The sequence below is a fragment of the Rhizobium sp. Root149 genome, from assembly GCF_001427345.1.
In the GTDB taxonomy this organism is placed as follows: Bacteria; Pseudomonadota; Alphaproteobacteria; order Rhizobiales; family Rhizobiaceae; genus Neorhizobium; species Neorhizobium rhizoryzae.
The window spans coordinates 24528-42655 of sequence record NZ_LMGD01000005.1; the positions used below are offsets into that span (position 1 = coordinate 24528).

15 protein-coding genes and 3 pseudogenes are annotated in these 18128 nt (G+C 60.5%); 9 read left to right on the forward strand and 9 right to left on the reverse strand.

Going from position 1 to position 18128, the window contains the following annotated elements:
- Positions 1-100 precede the first annotated feature (100 nt).
- The 7 genes and pseudogenes from ASD54_RS05630 to ASD54_RS05660 all read left to right on the forward strand — a co-directional run.
- Entirely contained in the window at positions 101-529 is a 429-nt protein-coding gene (locus ASD54_RS05630) for a MarR family winged helix-turn-helix transcriptional regulator (protein WP_200958451.1), read from the forward strand.
- A 44-nt stretch (positions 530-573) separates the two neighbouring features.
- Positions 574-1269, forward strand: a complete 696-nt coding sequence (locus tag ASD54_RS05635; protein ID WP_244484691.1) for a TetR/AcrR family transcriptional regulator — start codon at positions 574-576, stop codon at positions 1267-1269.
- Positions 1270-1509: 240 nt separating this feature from the next.
- Entirely contained in the window at positions 1510-2211 is a 702-nt protein-coding gene (locus tag ASD54_RS05640) for an Asp/Glu racemase (RefSeq protein WP_156379094.1), read from the forward strand.
- A gap of 11 nt (positions 2212-2222) precedes the next feature.
- Positions 2223-3020 carry an alpha/beta hydrolase gene (locus ASD54_RS05645; RefSeq protein ID WP_062553646.1) on the forward strand — a complete coding sequence of 266 codons (798 nt, stop codon included), beginning with the start codon at positions 2223-2225 and terminating at the stop codon, positions 3018-3020.
- 13 nt (positions 3021-3033) lie between these two features.
- A complete protein-coding gene (locus ASD54_RS05650; RefSeq protein ID WP_062553647.1) occupies positions 3034-4065 on the forward strand; it encodes a hypothetical protein in 1032 nt (343 codons plus the stop codon).
- A gap of 25 nt (positions 4066-4090) precedes the next feature.
- Positions 4091-4714, forward strand: a complete 624-nt coding sequence (locus ASD54_RS05655) for an isochorismatase family protein (protein WP_062553648.1) — start codon at positions 4091-4093, stop codon at positions 4712-4714.
- Between the two features lie 20 nt (positions 4715-4734).
- Positions 4735-5658 (forward strand): annotated as a pseudogene (locus ASD54_RS05660) (hypothetical protein); the annotation flags it as partial.
- On the opposite strand, the gene ASD54_RS05665 reads toward ASD54_RS05660, so the two are convergent.
- Positions 5645-6757 carry a Fic family protein gene (locus ASD54_RS05665; protein ID WP_062553650.1) on the reverse strand — a complete coding sequence of 371 codons (1113 nt, stop codon included), beginning with the start codon at positions 6755-6757 and terminating at the stop codon, positions 5645-5647. The pseudogene ASD54_RS05660 and the gene ASD54_RS05665 overlap by 14 nt on opposite strands.
- A 360-nt stretch (positions 6758-7117) precedes the next feature.
- On the opposite strand from ASD54_RS05665, the pseudogene ASD54_RS05670 reads away from it, so the two are divergent.
- A pseudogene (locus ASD54_RS05670) lies at positions 7118-7592 on the forward strand (ParB N-terminal domain-containing protein); the annotation flags it as partial.
- Positions 7593-8277: 685 nt separating this feature from the next.
- On the opposite strand, the gene ASD54_RS05675 reads toward ASD54_RS05670, so the two are convergent.
- The 8 genes from ASD54_RS05675 to ASD54_RS05710 all read right to left on the reverse strand — a co-directional run bounded on the left by ASD54_RS05675 (position 8278) and on the right by ASD54_RS05710 (position 17414).
- Positions 8278-9171, reverse strand: a complete 894-nt coding sequence (locus ASD54_RS05675; RefSeq protein ID WP_062553652.1) for a DUF296 domain-containing protein — start codon at positions 9169-9171, stop codon at positions 8278-8280.
- Entirely contained in the window at positions 9168-9920 is a 753-nt protein-coding gene (locus ASD54_RS05680) for an SDR family NAD(P)-dependent oxidoreductase (RefSeq protein ID WP_062553653.1), read from the reverse strand. The genes ASD54_RS05675 and ASD54_RS05680 overlap by 4 nt, the downstream gene beginning before the upstream one ends.
- Positions 9921-9951: 31 nt before the next feature.
- Positions 9952-11589 carry an acyl-CoA synthetase gene (locus tag ASD54_RS05685; RefSeq protein WP_062553654.1) on the reverse strand — a complete coding sequence of 546 codons (1638 nt, stop codon included), beginning with the start codon at positions 11587-11589 and terminating at the stop codon, positions 9952-9954.
- On the reverse strand, positions 11586-12755 hold the full coding sequence (locus ASD54_RS05690; RefSeq protein WP_062553655.1) for an acetyl-CoA acetyltransferase: 1170 nt from the start codon (positions 12753-12755) through the stop codon (positions 11586-11588). Before ASD54_RS05690 ends, ASD54_RS05685 begins: the two co-directional genes overlap by 4 nt.
- Positions 12752-13621 carry an IclR family transcriptional regulator gene (locus ASD54_RS05695; RefSeq protein ID WP_062553656.1) on the reverse strand — a complete coding sequence of 290 codons (870 nt, stop codon included), beginning with the start codon at positions 13619-13621 and terminating at the stop codon, positions 12752-12754. Before ASD54_RS05695 ends, ASD54_RS05690 begins: the two co-directional genes overlap by 4 nt.
- A 2-nt stretch (positions 13622-13623) precedes the next feature.
- Entirely contained in the window at positions 13624-14427 is an 804-nt protein-coding gene (locus ASD54_RS05700; protein ID WP_062553657.1) for a glucose 1-dehydrogenase, read from the reverse strand.
- A gap of 69 nt (positions 14428-14496) precedes the next feature.
- Positions 14497-15507: a TRAP transporter substrate-binding protein gene (locus ASD54_RS05705; RefSeq protein WP_062553658.1), complete on the reverse strand. Its 1011-nt coding sequence runs from the start codon at positions 15505-15507 to the stop codon at positions 14497-14499.
- Positions 15508-15551: 44 nt separating this feature from the next.
- Entirely contained in the window at positions 15552-17414 is a 1863-nt protein-coding gene (locus ASD54_RS05710; protein ID WP_062553683.1) for a TRAP transporter large permease subunit, read from the reverse strand.
- Between the two features lie 411 nt (positions 17415-17825).
- Here ASD54_RS05710 and ASD54_RS05715 point away from each other — a divergent pair.
- A pseudogene (locus ASD54_RS05715) lies at positions 17826-18115 on the forward strand (LysR family transcriptional regulator); the annotation flags it as partial.
- Positions 18116-18128 lie beyond the last annotated feature (13 nt).

Below are 18128 nucleotides of genomic sequence, written 5' to 3' on the forward strand. Positions count from 1 at the left end.
CAGAAATGCGTCCCCCTGGCCGGGAGGCCGCTTCCTGCTTGACCGGCCGCCTCGGCTCGGGCACTTGCAAATGGAATGGCGAGAACATGCGGGAGTGATGATGCAGGCCGGCGAACCCCATTATGTGCTGGAGGATCAGGTCGGCTTCCTGCTGCGCCTCGCCTATCAGCGGCACATCGCAATCTATGCGGCAAAGACGCCGGGCGATATCACGCCGGTGCAGTTTTCGATGCTGTACAGGCTGATGCATGAACGGGCGCCCGTCTCGCAAAATGCGCTTGGCAGGCTGGTGGGCATGGATGCGGCCACCACCAAGGGCGTCGTCGCGCGGCTTGTGGCACGCGGCCTGATCGAAAAGACATCCGATGATGACGACCGCCGCCGCCATACACTCTCCATCACGGCGGCGGGACGAGCCGTGATGGAGAACCATGTTCCCTTGATGCGCTCCGTCTCTGCTGCCACGCTCGCACCACTGGATGCAGCCGAACAGGATCTGCTTGTTGCGCTGTTGAAAAAGCTAACGTAATTGTTCAAGCGAATAATATTAACATGCATGATGAAAGGAATTCCGTGAGCAGCGATCGGAGCATTGTGAAAGGCGAGAGGCGCAGTCCCGGCCGGCCGGCGCGTGATGCCGTGAACGCCAATGGTCCCGACCTGCGCGACAAGATCCTTGATCATGCCGAACTGGCTTTCGCGGAATTCGGTTTTCAGGGCGCCAATCTCAGGGATATCGCTGCACGCGCCGAGGTGAACCAGGGGCTCATCCGCTATTATTTTGGCTCGAAAGCCGATCTGTTCGACGAATGCTTCAAGCGGCGCGGCAGCCTCATTGCCGGCCACCGGCACGTCAACCTCGACCGACTGTTGGAGATGAAAAAAAGTCCGGCCGTTGAAGATATCGTCTATGCCTATCTGAAGCCGCAATGGGACATGAAATATTCCGGTCCGAACGGTGCGGCCTTCGTCGCCATGCAGGCGCGGCTGCATGCGGAGCCGGAAGAACATGCCTTGCGGCTGCGGCGGGAGGTTTATGATGCCTCGCTGAAGCGGTATATCGCAACGCTCTCCGAGGCTCTGCCCGATGTGCCGCGAGATGTGATCAGCGTCCGCATGGCATTTCTCGTCGGCGCCTATCTGTTCATGTTGAACGATCTTGGGCGCATCGGCGACCTGACCGATGGTCACCTGACCGCTTTCAGCAAGGACGCGATGCTGGACCATCTGGTGCGTTTCCTGTCCGCCGGGCTTAGCGCTCCCACCTGATTTTTTTCACTTTCCTCTCAATTGCTTGCGCCTTTTCGCCCGCGCCCGCCTGTAGGGTACGCGCCTTCCAACCGTGTCCAATTGCTGCCTTGCCCAAAGTTACGTCACGGCAAAAATATGGGCTTGTAATTCTTCAAATGAATAATTAACCTCGATTCATGCTTGCAAGGAAGGCTTGCGATGGAGTGCCGCATGAAGACTTATCGTATCGGACAGATTGTCCCGAGCTCCAACACGACGATGGAAACTGAGATCCCGGCACTGCTGCGGGCGCGTGAAGCGATCGCGCCGGAGAGGTTCACTTTCCACTCGGCGCGCATGCGCATGAAGCATGTGACCAAGGAAGAGCTGGCTGCCATGGATGGCGACAGCGATCGTTGTGCCCTTGAGCTCTCCGATGCGCGCGTCGATGTCATGGGTTATGCCTGTTTGGTCGCCATCATGGCCATGGGACTTGGCTATCACTGTCAAAGCCAGACACGGCTGCAGGGCGTCTCTGCCGGCAACGGCCATCCCGCCCCGGTGGTGACGTCCGCGGGCGCTCTCGTGGAAGGGCCCAAGGCCGTCGGAGCAAAACGGATTGCACTTGTGGCGCCCTACATGAAGCCGCTGACCGAACTGGTTGTGAACTACATCCGCAACGAGGGGATCGAGGTCAGCGATTGGCGCGCCCTGGAGATCTCCGACAACCTTGCTGTCGGTGCCCACGACCCGATGAACCTGCCTGATATCGTCAGGGGCATGAAGACGGATGATGTGGATGCGGTCGTGCTGTCGGCCTGTGTGCAGATGCCATCGCTTCCTGCAGTCCCCATGGCGGAGGCCATCACCGGCAAACCGGTCCTGACCGCCGCCATCGCCACGACCTGGCAGATGCTGCGCGCACTGAAGCTTGAAACGCGCGTGCCGGGCGGTGGAACGCTGCTCTCCGGCGTCTATTGAGGATCCGCACCATGTCCACAGGCTACAACGTCCACGCAAACGGCATCCGCCAGCATCTCCTGCATTTTGCCGGTAACGGCCCGACGCTCCTCCTCATTCCAGGCATCACCTCGCCGGCGTTGACCTGGGGCTTTGTCGCGGAGCGGCTTGCGGAAAAGTTCGATGTTCATGTTCTGGATGTGCGCGGTCGCGGCCTGAGCGAGGCCGGCCCGCTCGACTATTCGCTGGATGCCATGGCGAAGGATGCCGTCGCTCTGGTAAAGGCGGCGGGCCTTGGCAAGCCGATCGTGCTCGGACATTCAATGGGAGCGCGAACAGCCATCCGCGCTGCGCACATGTCACCGGAAAGCTTTGCCGGTCTCGTGATGGTCGATCCTCCGGTGTCCGGTCCCGGCCGTCGTGCCTATCCTTCGGCCTGGAACTGGTATGAAGATTCCATCCTGATGGCGCAAAAGGGCTGTTCGGGCGAGGACATGAAGCGTTTCTGTCCGACGTGGACGGACGAACAGACGGCGCTTCGCGCCGAATGGCTGCATACCTGCCAGCTGGATGCCGTCCGCATCGCCTATGACGGCTTTCATACGGACGACATTCATGCGGACCTGCCACATCTGGCGCTTCCAATGCGCCTCGTCGTGGCTGGTGGCGCTGCAGTCATCGGCGCAGACGACATCACCGAAATACAGACATTGGCGCCATCGATCGATGTTCGCATCGTCGAAAAGGCCGGGCACATGATCCCCTGGGACGATCTTGAGGGTTTCCTGGCCGCAGTCATGGATTTCCGCCCGGTGGCGGATCAACACTAAGGGGAAACGCAACATGGATCACGCGAGCTTTACGGAAATCTGCCTTCACCAGCTGAAGATGTCCGGCGTGCACGAAGGTGAAAAACTGATCGTGCTGACGCAGGGCAATGAGCGGCTGGATTATGCCGATGCCTTCATGGCGGCGGGTCAGCGTCTGGGTGCCAGCATGTACCACATGCGTCTTCCCGCACCGCTGCCGGTCGGCGGATGGAATGTCGGCGTGACCGGCCTTGCCGCCATGCCTGACGCCGTGGAGGCACTGAAGGCCTGCGACATGCTGATCGACTGCATTTTCCTGCTATTTTCTCCGGAGCAGATGGCCATCCAGGCGGCGGGTACCCGTATCCTGACGGCCGTCGAGCCGCCGGAACTGCTCGCACGCATGTTGCCGACCAAGGAAATCCGCGAAAAGGTCGAGATCGCCGGCGAAATGCTCGCCAAGGCCAAAGTCATGCGTATCACCTCGCCGCAGGGCACGGATGTCACCTATAAGCTGAACACCTACCCGACGGTAACGGAATATGCCTGCACGGACGAGCCGGGCCGCTGGGATCACTGGCCGTCGGGCTTCGTCTTCACCGGTGGCGACGATGATGGCGTTGACGGACAGATCGTCGTGGCGACAGGCGACATCCTGTTGCCGCAGAACATTTATGTGCGAGAGCCGATCATCTACACGATCGAAAAGGGCTGGGTGACGGATATCCGCGGCGGCCTCGATGCCGAATTGGTCAAGTCCTACATGGAGGCGTTCAACGATCCGCGCGGCATGGGCATGAGCCATGTCGGCTGGGGCATGAACCCACATGCGAAGTGGCACAATCTTGTGCCTGGCGCATTCCCTGGCGGAATGGGCATGGAGCCGCGCAGCTTTTACGGCAACGTGATGTTCTCCACAGGACCAAACAACGAGCTCGGCGGCCCCAATGATACCGCCTGCCATCTGGACATTCCGATGCGCGGCTGCTCGCTGTTCCTCGACGACGAGGCTATCGTCATCGATGGCGACATCGTGGTGAAAGAAATCCAGATGGCGCGCGGGTGACGTCGAAAGCAAAGGGGCTATCCTGATGACGAAGCAGGACGAAACCTACAAGGCCGCCGGATTTGGAGAGGCCGTGCCGCGCGGCAAGCGGCCGGCCGTGGTGGTAGTCGACTTTACCTACGGATTTACCGACACGACCTATCCGACAGCCGCCGACATGGACGCGCCGATCGCTGCAACACGTCGCTTGACCGATCTGGCTCGCTCCAAGGGCTATCCGGTGGTCTACACGACCATCGCCTATCATGAAGGCGAGATCGCGCACCTGCCCTGGCTGCGCAAGGCAACCGGCATGGCTGCCCTTTTGAAGGGCAGCCGGCTTGTCGAGATCGACGCAGCAACCGGTATGCAGGCCGGCGATCCTGTCATCGAGAAGAAGGGCGCCTCCGCCTTCCATGGCACACAGCTCGCAGCACTCTTGACCGGAGCTTGCGTCGATACGCTTGTTGTTACCGGTGCCACGACGTCTGGCTGTGTCCGCGCAACCGTCGTCGATGCAGTCCAAAGCGGTTTCAACGTGCTGGTGCCTGCCGATTGCTGCGGTGACCGTGCCAAGGCTCCGCATGACGCAAACCTCTACGACATGCATCAAAAATATGCGGACGTGACCGACAGCGACGATATTGCAAACTGGCTCGCCTCGCTGTGAGAGGGTAGTCCTCACCGCGCGACACCGTCACTGAACTCGAAATTCAACCCTCGGGAAAATGCAAACCGGTCAGCCGGTTTGCCTCGTTCGTGAACGTGCCCGAGTTGATCGCAATGTTCCGGAGTTTTGCGGATGTCGTAATGCCCTCGGATCTGCGGGAGTATGTACGGGTGCCGGACATTTCGACCGGACGTCGACAGATCATGACCGCGGCTCCGACGCCGATGTTCAAGACCTACCAGCAGCTCCTCGAAGCCCGGATCAAGGCGATAGAAGAACGCGAGGGGCCTGCAAAGCCCGGGGATGATATCCTCTTATCGGTGATCACCAACGGTCGCCATGCAGCGATTGACCTGCGTCTCGTCATGCCGGCAGTGGACATCAAGCGCCTTGTTCCGACCCTTGGCGATGCCTTCACGATGACGGCGCTCGGCCAGACCTATGCGGAGCGAAGGCAAGCGGGCCGCGCCGTCATGAAAGAAATCCTGAAGCTTGTGCAGCTCCAGAGCCAAGGCGAGGTTCATCTGGCGAGTATCGGTGGCTTCGATCTCGTCTTCGAGGGCGAACGGATTGGCAAGGAGGGGTTTCACTACCAGACCTTGCTTCAGCGCACAGGCGCGACCCAAGAGGTCGATCTTGCCGTCACTGTCACGCCGCTCGGCGCCATCTCCCGTCTCGGACACGCGCTCGGCGGGTTTGAAGAGGAGCAGCAGCGCTTCCGCCGACGTCTTGAGGAGGCGCATCGACGGCTCGCCTCGTGCCGGTCAAGGCAAGGAGGCGCTTTTGCATTTGCCGATGAACTCAAGGAGAAGAAACGGCAACTGCGAGAGGTCGAGGAGGAACTCCATGAAGCTGTCCGCGAGGACCATGAGGCGACAACGCAGGCCGCCTCACCCGAGCAGGGAACGGCGCTGGACCGAACGGGACCGCCTATTGATCGGTGACCATGTTCAGCCTGTAGCGCGTTGCCTTGCGTTCGCCCGTGCGCAGCAGCGCGCCTTTCTCAACCAGATCGAAAAGGTCGCGGGTAACCGTTGAAGGCGGTGCTCCGGTAATCGTGGCGTAGTTGCCGGCGCTTAAGCCGCCGGTAAAACCATCAGGGCCTTCGGCCAGCATGCGCAGCAGCACCTTCTCCTGTCGCTCATTCAGTGCTCCGCGCAGACCGTCCATGAACCTCGTCTTCTCGATCAGGAAGCGCACCAGATCGTCCGCGGATTTCTGCGCTTCGAGCGCCCTGTCCGCGAACCAGGAAAGCCATTCGTCGATCGCAAGTGTCCGGCTCGCCGCCTCCAGCCGGGCGTAATAGTCCTTGCGGTGCTTGAGCAGCGATTTTGATAGGGCACTGAAGGTCGGCGTGGAGATCGCCTGGGCCAGTGCACTTTCGGCGATGGCGCGGCCGATACGACCATTGCCATCCTCGAATGGATGGACGCTTTCAAACCACAGGTGGGCTATGCCGGCGCGCGCCAGTGCACCAAGCGGGCGCTTTCCTCTGGGCGACGTCTCTTCGAGCCATTCGATAAGCCGGTCCATTTCGCCCTTCAAACGCTCTGGTGGGGGCGCCTCGAAATGCACTCGCTGGCGACCGAAGGCGCCGGACACGATCTGCATCGGCTCGCTGTGACGGCGATAGCATCCAATATCTGCAATGTCGCGGCGCCCGTTCATCACCATCCGATGCCACTCGAAGAGCCGCTCTTGGGTGATGGCCTCAAAGGGATGACGGTAGAGATCGGCCATCATTTCTGCGATACCGGCTTCCGCCGGTCTGCTGCGGAACGCAGCGTCTGACATTCCAAGCTGTCGACGCAGCGAGGATTGCACGCTGTCACGATCAAGGACTTCCCCCTCGATTGCGGATGTGCTCAATGCATCGGCGCTCAGGAGTTCGATCACGAGCTCCGCGCGATCATCCTGGCCGAGATGGCGCATTGCGCCCACGACGATACCTGCATTCTCAACGAAGGCCTGCTCCTTCGATCGTAGACACTCCGGATTCCATTCGAACTCCGGCCATCCCTCAAGTTCCCAATTCCACGCCATAGGCGAAAAGCCCTTATTTATAGCCCAAAATAGCGCATGATCCTGAGCGATAAAAGCGTGTCGTATCGCTCAGGGGATGAAAAATGAGATGGACAGTCAAAGAGGAAGGGGAAGAGCAAAGAAAAAGAACCCGGGTCGCAGCTCGTTCAGTCCGCCGCCGCTAACGCTCAACCGCCACCTCCTCATCCCGGCCCCTCGCCCTTCGCAGGGCTTTAAGCCCCGTTTGGCGTTCGGAGCAGGGCTGCTCGGCCGCAGTTGCGCCGGCCCGCCCGGTCCGCGGTCCGGAAAGTGTCTCGCAAAGGAATGGAGACGGAAAGGAGCGGCAGTCATGCCGTTTCGTAACTGGACAGGAGCTATCTCATGCACATTATCAAGGTCGATCCGCGCGCGCTGAACGAAAATGCCGACGATGCGCGCCAGTCGAAATCGTCGGCTCAGGCTGACGCGCTGCTTCTCGCCACGGTAAAGGCTGTCGGCATCATCCAGCCACCGGTGGTCTCGCCACAGGTCGATGGCGGAAACGGCTATGTGATCCAGGCAGGTCACCGGCGTGTGCAGGCAGCCATAGCTGCGGGTCTCGAGGAAATCGAAGTTCTCCTGCACGAAGCGGCCAACGACAACGGCGCTATGCGCTCGATGGTCGAGAACGTCGCCCGCGAACCGATGAACCCGGTGGACAGTACTGCCCCTGGTTGGTGGCAGCGCCAACGGTTTGTCCAAGACCGGTATGGTCGCCCGCGATGGGAGTTCCGGTGACGCACTTCGCGAGGCCTATGGCACCGAGTGGGCCGACGATCTATCCGGGTCAGCCGATCAGGGCAATCGCTTCACCACCTGCACGAGGCCCTGGCCCGAGCCCGATCTGGGACGACATGCTGTTGGCGCTGACAGTTTCCTGTCTGATAGAGGCACTGAGGACTTCTTGGTCTGCCTGTCATGACAATCGCTCGAGGCGGTTGCGAAGGACGCTGGCATTCAGCCGCCGTTCAAGCGCGGAGAGCCGAAGGTTCGTTTGATGTTGCGAGTTCCCATGCCCGGGGTATCGAAAATAATATAATCGAAGCCGTCAGCAGCAAGCGGGGTCTTTCGTACATCTGAGGCGTTGGAAGCCTTTTGGCGAAGGCGGCATTCAACCGCACCGATACAATCTTATGGTGGGTCGCTACGCTACAACGCGACTGTAGGGCAGTATTGTAGTGCACTACGGTATGGCCGCGCTGTAGTGATCGACAGATGTGCTGTATTGTAGCGTCTTGTCCGAGGAACATTTTCACTAATTAATGCAAAACCTAAAAAATGTGGTAGCGGTATATTATATGAAGAACCTACAACATAGGAAGGTTATTTATTAGTATTTATTTGGGATGTATTTAGAGTGGCAGGATACGCAAAAATGTTTTACATTTTTGCGTGCGATCGTGGGGCCTGCCCACGATGGAAATCGGATGGCTCCAACAACGCTGGTTTGATTGCTGGGGGCAGATTCCATATCCAAGTGCAACCGCTCCTCAGACAATCCGTCAAGCCGCGTGCTTGCTCTCCACGATCAGGATTTCCGCTGTAACGCAAACAGGGTTAAGGCCGCGCTTGAGGAGCCCATGGCTATGGCGACCGGTCAGGTCCACCATCGCGATATCGAGGGCAGCGTGGCAGCTGCCATTCTGCTGTGTCACAGTGCCATTTCGTATGTAGAGCTCGCTTGCATGTGCCGTCAGCGACGTTCCATCTTCATAATCGGCCCCGACAAGGCTGCCGAGCCCATGAACCTGTGCATCCCGGATGTCGAAGGCTCTGCAGATTTCCTCCACGGCCCTGCAAAGATCGGTATTGGGGCGCACGGTCACCAATATCGCGCGCGAGGCTGACGGTTCGGTCGTCACCGCGTCAGGGCGTTTCTCCGGGTTGAACAGCGGAAAATTGGTCTCTGTGTCGTGCCGGGTCACAAAAAGCGCTCCGCTGATGGCAATGGCGTCGACGATTGTCTCCTCAAGGACTTCGGCCTCGAACGGCAGCAGATGCCCCATCTCGATGCGCCCCTCTGGTTCTTGCCATGCGCCATGGCAATGCAGGAAGGGTTTCTCCTCCCGCCGTCCTGCGTGGAGTGCGGCATCGAGGATAACGCCTCCCGGCATGACATAGGTTTCGCTGTACCAGGCGGCATGGCTCTCGTCCGGCGCTGCTGCGGGCATCACATAATTGAGGGATCGCATGGGAACCTGCGACAGGCGAACATAGCCGCCTTCGAGGCCCTGCTCCGCAAAGCCCTGGGCAATGGCCTCGTTGATGGTGCACCCTGTTTTCAGCGTAATCCGTACCGGCCAAGCCAGACACTCGACAGCGCGAACCCGCTCAGTCGTGGCGGGGCCGGGATGAACGATATGGCGCGGCAGTGCCGGTTCCTCAATGTCTGTCATACTGCAAGGCCCGCCGTCACGAAGCCGCCATCCACCGCCAGGATCTGGCCATTCACATAGCTGGCCTCGTCCGAGATGAGGAAGGCAATAGCGCTCGCAACCTCCTCGGAGGTGCCGTAGCGTTCCATCGGCACACGGTGTGACCACTGGTTCCGAACGTTTTGCGTATGCACCTTGCGGGTCAAGGGCGTATCGATGGGGCCGGGTGCCACGGCGTTCACCCGGATGCCGGCATGGCCAAGCTCGTTGGCCATCACCAGCGTCATCAGGTTCACGCCCCCTTTGGAGGCCCCATAGGCGGTTCTGCCCCGGTTTCCGCAAAGGCCGGAGACGGACGATACATTGACAATTGCGCCTCGTGTTCCGTTCTCCAGCCAGTGTCTGGCTGCAGCGCGGGCAACGGCGAAGCTGCCGATGAGATTGATGTCGAGGATGCGGCGAAATTCCGCGACGCTTGTGTCGACCGCCAGCTTGTCGGCACCGGTCCCCGCACAGTTGACGAGTGCACCAAGCTGTGGCGATGCAGACAGGATCTCCTGCATGGCCCTGTCGACGGACGCTTCATCGGAAACATCGCAGACCAGCCCCCGCGTTTCGGGAAGTTCCAATGCACGGCAGGCGCTGGAGAGCGCCTCTGCCTGAAGGTCGAGAAGCCAGACGTGCCAGCCGCGATCGTGCAGCAGGCGGGCGGTCGCAAGGCCGATGCCGGATGCTCCGCCGGTTATCGCTACGGATTGTTTCATTCCCATTGCACATCCTCTCCTGCCCTGCGACGACGCCTCAGGCGTTTTCCGTCTCGCCAAACACCGGCAATTCGCCACGCCGTTCCAGTTCCTCCCGGATCATCTTCTTGGTGATCTTGCCATAGGCCGATTTCGGCATCGCCTCCCAGAAGATGACCGCCTTCGGCAGCTTGTAGCGGGCAATCCTGTCCTCAAGGAAAGCCCTGAGATCGATGCTACTGGCTGCGACGCCCTCCCGCGTCACGCAAACGGCAATGCCGACTTCGCCCCAAACGGGATCCGGAACGCCCAGCACGGCCGTCTCGCTGATATCCGGATGCGCAAGGATCTTCTCCTCGATCTCGCGCGGATAGATGTTTGAGCCGCCGGAAATATACATGTCGGAGGCGCGGCCCGTGATGTAGATGAAGCCGTCCGCATCCCGGTGGCCCAGATCGCCGGTCCGGAACCAGCCATTGCGAAACGCTTTCGCGTTCGCATCCGGATTGTTGTAATAGCCCGCAAAGACGGCCGGTCCGATGACGCAGATCTCGCCCGTCGTGCCCGCCTCGACTTCACGACCCGCCTCGTCCTGGATCTCGACCTGCATCCCGGTGCGATCATAGCCACAGGTGCCGATCCGGGCCTCTGGGCCGTCTTCTGGCGAATGAAGGTGGGGCGGAAGAACGGTGATCGCACCGGTCACTTCGCCGAGGCCGAAATATTGCACCAGAACCGGTCCGAGCTTTGCCAGCGCCCGCTTCTGGTCAGTGCGATACATCGGTGCGCCTGCATAGATGACATAGCGAAGCGAGGAATGGTCGAAGCGGTCCACCGACGGATCCTCGATCAGCATCTTCAGGATGGTGGGAACGGTGAACAGGTTGGATACCTTCCATCGCTCCACCAGCTGCCAGATTGCCGCAACGTCCAGCTTTTCGGCGGCCGGCAGAATTGTCTTCACCCCGTGCGCCACCTGAACAAGCTGGTGAACCCCTGCCCCGTGCGACAGCGGCGCAACCACGATGGAGGCATCGGAGGGTCCGGTTCCGGGCATCAGATCACAAAGATGGTTCGTGATCACGAAGGCCATCTGGCCATGGGTCAGAACGGCTGCTTTCGGGCGCCCCGTCGTGCCGGAGGTGAAGAAGAACCAGCAGGGATCATCGCGGAAAATCGGCGGGCTCTCTGCTTTTTTCCCCAGATGCTCTTCCACGATGACGTCGTAGTCGGGACCGAAACCGGCAGAGCCGATCGCAATCACGAAGTCCAGTTGTGCGGCTTGCTGGCAGGCTTCAGCATGCGCAGGAAACGCCGCATGGCAGATCATACCCCTCGCCCCGCTCGCCTGCGCCAGAAAGGCGACTTCGTCCGGTGACTGGCGAAAATTGGTCGGCACCCAGACGGCCCCGATGCGAAAGCAGGCAAACATCGACTCGAACATCTGGTTGTTGTTCGAAGACTGGACGAGGATGCGGTCCCCCTTTCGCACGCCAAAGCGCGAGACCAGCGCATCGGCCATGGCATCGACCCGTGCCTCAAGCTCGGACCAGGTCCATTGCCGCTCACCCCAGACGAAGCCGATCGCGTTGGGCAAGCGTCGGGCAGACTGCGTCAGGAAATGCGCGAGGTTCATGACGCGCGTCGTTGCGGGAGAAACGCCTCCCAGCGGAGCAGCCTGATCGCTCCTCGTCATCGCACCCGCTCCATGATGGAAACGTAATTGGCTACGGCAGTCCCTCCCATGTTGAACACGCCGCCAAGCCCTGACGTCTTCACCTGCATGTCGCCTGCCTCGCCGGAAAGCTGCATGGCGGCCATCACATGCATGGAAACACCGGTTGCGCCGATCGGGTGGCCTTTGGCCTTCAATCCGCCGGATGGATTGACGGGCAGCCGTCCGGATTTGGCAGTCAGGCCTTCGCGCACCACGTGCCTCCCCTCGCCCGGTCTGGCGAGCCCCATGGCTTCGTATTCGATGAGTTCGGCAATGGTGAAGCAGTCATGCGTCTCGACAAATGAAAGATCGTCAAGGCTTGCCCCGGCAAGCTCCAGGGCGCCCGCCCAGGCACGTCGCGCCCCTTCGAAGGCAAGCGGATCACGGCGGCTGAGCGCCAGCACATCGTTCACATGCTTGCGTCCGCGAAAGCCGATGGCGCGCGAGAGGGTTGCGGCTGTCTCCTCGTCCGCCAGCACAAGAGCCGCCGCGCCGTCGGAGATCAGCGAGCAATCGGTGCGCCGAAGCGGGGCGGCCACATAGGGGTTTTTCTCGGAAACCGTGTTGCAGAAGTCGAAGCCGAAATCCTTGCGCATATGCGCATAGGGATTGGAAACGCCATTTTCGTGGTTCTTGGCCGCAATCATCGCAAGCTCTTCCGAGCAATCGCCATAGCGCTGGAAATAGGCCTGCGCTATGCGCCCGAACTGCCCCGCAAACCCGCCCGGAATGTCGCCCTCTTCGGCACGGTAGCAGGCCGAGAGCAGAATATCCCCCACCTCTGCCGTCGGCAGTGCGGTCATCTTCTCGGCGCCGACGACGAGTGCGATCCGCCCCCTCCCCGCCTCGATGAAGTCCATGGCGCTGTAGAGGGCCGCCGACCCCGTGGCGCAGGCATTTTCGAAGCGAACGGCAGGTGTATAGGTCAGTCGCTCATCGCCCATGGCAACAAGAGCCGCCTGGAAATCCTGTTTCGAAAAGCCGTTGTTCATAACCCCGACGAAGATGCCGTCGATATCTGCCGCTCCGATGCCGGAATGCTCGAGAGCCGGTGCAACGACCGAGGCCATCAATTGCTCCGTGTTTTCCAGCGGGGATTTTCCGAAAGGCGAATGAGCCCATCCGACGATCTGTGCCTTGCTCATGACGTTGCTCTCCTGGCCTGTCTTCGTTGATCGGGCTCTGCGCGCGATGGCGAACGGCTGGCCATCATCTCGCCGATGCGGGTTTCGATGCGCCCTACTTCTTCGCGCAAGATGGCGGCCAGTTCCGGTTGCCGCTCAGGGCGCATGCGACTGTCGATGGCGGCAATGCTGAGTGCGCCGGCAATGCTTCCGTCCGGGTTGCGGATCGCCACGCCAACGCCCCATGAATTGGCAAGAATGAGGCCCGGATTGAGCGAGTAGCCGTTTGCCCGCGTCTGTTCCACGCCGTCCCGTAGCTGGTCTTTTGCAATCATCGGATACTTGTCGGCAATGATCTCGGCATTGGCGGCCAGAATCTGGTCTATCTCCCGGTCCGGCAGCGCAGCCAGCATGGCAAGCGATCCGGCACCGATGCCGAGCGGGTGCTCGAACCCCGCCTGCAGGGCATGGGTGCGCACGGGCCATGTGCCCTCCTCGCGATAGAGGCAGAGCGAGAACGTGTCGCGCCGGACGGAGAGAAAGCTTGAATCCTCCGTTCGCCGTGAAATGCGCCGCAGCCCGTCCTGCGCCATCTGCAGCAAACCGAAGCGACGGGAAGAGAGCGTGCCCAGCACATAGGCCTCTTCCCCAAGATAATATCGCCGCGTGGTCTCGTCCTGTTCGACAAGGCCCGCGCGCATCAGGGCAAGCAGCAGGCGGCGCACGGTCGGCTTGTTGGACCCGCTCTGCACCACGAGATCCGTCAGCCCCACCCCGCGCTCGGCATGACGGCCGACCATCGAAAGAAGGGTAAGTGCACGATCGACCGCCTGGGCGCCCTTCAGTTCCCCCTCGTCCCGTGCGGATTTCTGGATCGTCGTTGCCATGGTCAGGAAAACGCCCCCATGGCGCAGCTCTGGCCGCCATCCACCGGCAGGCAGACCCCGGTGATGAACCTGGCTTCGTCGGAGGCAAGAAAGACCGCCGCCCGCGCAATGTCGAATGCATCGCCCATGCGACCAACGGGCACGGAGCGGCTGCGGGCAGCCACCATGTCTTCCGCTGACGCATATTGGCCGCTGATCTGCTTGTAGATGAGCGGCGTGTCGATCATGCCGGGCATGATGCAATTGGCGCGGATACCGCGCCTCGCATATTGCATGGCAATGGCAACCGTCGACTGGTTCACCGCAGCCTTCATCGCGTAATAGGCAAAATAGGGATAGCCGGTCCAGCGGATGGCCGCGAGCGAGGAAATATTGATGATCGCGCCGTCCTTCTGCTTCTCCATGATAGGTAGAACCGCCTTGGCCGTGCGGTAAACGGAGCCGATATTCAGATCGACCGAAGCCTGAAAGCTTTCTTCCGAAAGCTCCACAGGCCCACCCATATGGGTCACGCCGACATTGTTGTGCAGGATGTCGATGCCGCCAAACGCGTCCACCGCCTGGCGGACGGCCTGCTCGACGGAGGCTTGCCGGGTCACGTCTGCGGCAATCGCAATAGAAGCGAAGCCCTCCTGTGCGATGAGCTGGTGGGTCTCGTTGGCCGCATCCAGCACCAGATCGATGCAGGCGACCTGCGCTCCCTCGCGCGCATATTCCATCGCAGCGGCCTTGCCGTTGCCGTAACCGGGACCGGACGAGCCTGCGCCGAAGACGATTGCGCGTTTTCCTGAAAGCCTGCCTGCCACGATTGGGCTCCGCCATTGTTCGAAGGGAAAGCGGGAGCAGAGCCATTGCCCTGCCCCCTGTCGTTGCAATCAGCCGAGGCTGGAACCAACGGCCTTTTCGAGAATGCCCCAGGCCTCGTCGCCGTATTTGGCCTTCCATTCGGAATAGAAGCCTGCTTCCTTCAGCGCAGCCCGGAAAAGGCTGGCATCGGTATCGTTGAAGGTCATGCCCTTCGCCACGAGATCGTCCTTCACGGAGGCGTTCAGCTTGGCAACGTCTTCGCGCTCCTTCTTGCCCGCCTCGTTCAGATGCTTGGCAACGATCCCGCGCAGGTCTTCCGGCAGGCGTTCCCAGGCGCGCTTGTTGGCGAGGAACCAGAAGCCATCCCACATATGGTTGGTCACGGAGCAGAACTTCTGCACCTCGAACAGCTTGGCCGTCGAAATGATTGCCAGCGGGTTTTCTTGGCCGTCGACGACGCCGGTCTGCAAGGCGGTGTAGACTTCGGCGAAATTGATGCTGGCAGGTGCCGACTTGAAGGCCTTGAACATCGAGGTCCAGAGCGGGCTGACAGGCACGCGGATCTTGAAGTTCTGCAGGTCTGCCGGAGACTTGATCGGCTTTGTCGCGCTGGTGATCTGGCGGAAGCCGTTATCCCAGATCGTATCCATGGCCACAAGATTCTGCTTGGCAATCTCGCCGCGCACATATTTGCCAAGGTCGCCATCCATGGCCTTCCAGACGGCGTCATAGTTGGGGAAGGCAAAGCCGATGCCGCTGATCGAGGCGTTCGGAACGAGTGTGGAGAGAATGAGCGGCGAGAGCGTGAAGAATTCCACGCCGCCGGAGCGCACCTGGCTCAGCATGTCGGTGTCGGCACCCAGCTGGCTGCTTGGAAAGATGTTGATGGCAACGCGGCCATTCGTATCCTTGGCAATCAGGTCGGCCGCTTCCTTGGCCCGAACATTCATCGGGTGCGCCGCCGGAAGGTTGTTGGCATATTTGTAATTGAACTCCGCGGCCCGTGCGCGGGAAACAAAGGCTGTGGTCAGTGCCACGGATCCGGCACCTGCCAGAACAGTGCGTCGATTGATGAGCATTTTCGTTTCTCCTCCCAAAGAAAACATGGTTCCTCCTGCCCTCCTCAGAGCAGGATGGTCGATAGTGCAGGCACGAAGGCGATGACGAGCAGGCCGATCACCATGGCCGCGAGATAGGGCCAGATCGCACCCATGGCCTCGTCCGGTGATACGTTGCCGATCTTGCAGGCGATGTAGAAGCCGATGCCGATGGGCGGCGCCATCAGGCCGATATTCATGGCAACGACGACGACCATGGCATAATGCACGTCGTTGATGCCGACCGCCTTGGCGATCGGGAACATGATCGGTGCCAGAAGGACGATGGCGGGCAGGCCTTCCAGCACGCAGCCCAGCAGCATGAAGATCAGGATCGAGACGATCATGTAGGTGACCCAGCCACCCGGCAGTCCGGCGATCATGGTGCTGAGCTGGAAGGCAAAGCCGGTCTGGGTCAGGCTCCAGGCCATGGCGGATGCGGTTCCAAGGATGATCAGGATCGATCCGGAAAGCGCCGCGGTCTCGACCAGCATCCGGTAGAGCGTCTTCAGCGAGATCCCGCCATAGAGCACGGCGCCGATCACCATGGCGTAGAGAACCGCGATTGTCGAAACCTCGGTTGCGGTTGCCACGCCGCCGCCCACCAGCGAACGGATGAGAAAGGGAAGCACCAGCGCGGGCGCGGCAACCAGCGCCGCCTTGCCCGCCATCGGCCAGGAGGCCTTCATCGCGCCATCCATGTTTTCATGACGCGCCTTCACCCAGGCAAGAATCGCAAGCGCCAGCAACAGAACCATGGCAATGGCAAAGCCGGAGGTGAACAGCGCGGCAATCGAAACACCGGCTGCCGAGCCGAGCACGATAAGAACGATCGAGGGCGGCACCGTATCGGCCATGGCCGCGCCCGTTGCCAGAAGCGCAATCATTTCCTTCGGCTTGTGGCCGCGTCGCTTCATCTCCGGAAACAGGGCCGGTGCAACGGTCGCCATGTCCGAGACCTTCGAGCCGGAAATGCCCGACACAAGAAAAAGCGAACCCAGAAGCACCCAGGACATCCCGGCCCGGACATGGCCGAACATCGTCGACAACAGGTCCACGATCGCCTTGCCCATGCCGGTAGCATCCAGCACGCAGCCGAGCAGAACAAAGATCGGCACCGAGAGCAGGATGATGCCGGACATGCCTTCGTCCACGCGCCCGACCATGACGATCAGCGGCACCCAGGTGGTGAACACCAGGAAGGACAGTGCTGCGAGCCCGAAGCAGAAGGCGATCGGAACGCCGAGAACGAGGAAGAGCGCTGCAAATCCGCACAGGAAGATCGCGATGTTGATATTGCCAAGTTGCTCGAGGACGGGCGACAGCAGCCAGAGCCCGGATCCGACGACGGCCACGGTCAGGACCGCTTGGACGATCTGGTTCAGGCTGGACGTGCGAAAGAGGTTGGCGATCACCAGAACCAGCATCAGCACAATGCCGAATGGCAGCGCGGAGGCGCGAAAACTCATCGGCAGGTTCAGGGCAGCGGAGGTAACGGCCCACTCTTCCATGACATAGTCGAGTGATGGCATCAGCATGGCGCCGAGGAAGGTGGCCACGAGCACCAGCGCGAGAGCCGTCACATAGCCCGTCAACCTGTCCGGCACCATGCGCAGAAAGAGTGTGAGCCGCAAATGCTCGTTGCGATCAATCGCAATCGCCGAACCCAGCATGGCAAACCACAGGAAGCAGAAAGATGCCGCTTCGTCGATCCAGACGATCGGAAGATGCAGGGCGTAGCGCGAGGTCACGCCGAGCAGCAGAAGGCCGATCATCACGACAAGCAGGATGGCTGCAACGAATTCAACCGGCCGCATCAGCGGGGAACCCGATGACGCTCCCTCATGCAGAAGCTCACCATCCAGAACAAGGACCTCATTGGTCGTCATTGTCGACGGGCCTCCCTTCCCATGGGCAACGATAGCGATTGTCAGTTCGATCCTCGCCAGAAGTCCCGAAAGCCGCTCCTCAACGACATTCTCGGTCCGCAATGTGGATCGCGTTTCAATCTCGATACGGTGATACCAAGCACAAAGCGCTAATACAACCCAAAAAAAGAGACTTTCGCCTAAAATGACTAGTAATATGTGATCCATATGGTGGATCTGATTTCATCACTCTATTCTTGGAGAGCGTCTGTCGCCCTTCAACGCTCATGCATGGCGAGAAAAACTGATCTCGCGTAGTCCCGAGCCACTTCCGCGGTCGGCGAACCTACTGTTGCCTGCGAGTTGCAGGGCGCAGGGCGCAGCGAACTGCGATACTCTTCGGGTCTGAATTGCAACATTCGAACCAACGCCATGAACGATTGCAAGGGTCTCCGGACGTTCCTTCTTGCCGCTGAGAGGAGAATTTTGGCGCGGGTCGGCCAGGAACTGGACATGACGGAGGCAGCAGTCACCCACGCCACTGCGGCGCTAGAGGCTGAGCCTGGAGTACAACTCTTTGTTCGCACCACGCGGCGAGTGTCCCACACAACAGGCGGCGCGGTTTTCGCGGCACAGATACAGCCAGCGATGAAAAGACCCGAAGAGACCAGACATGCGTGATGGATGCACACAAGGCCGATGAAGGGCAGCCGACTATCTCTCGGACGGCGACCG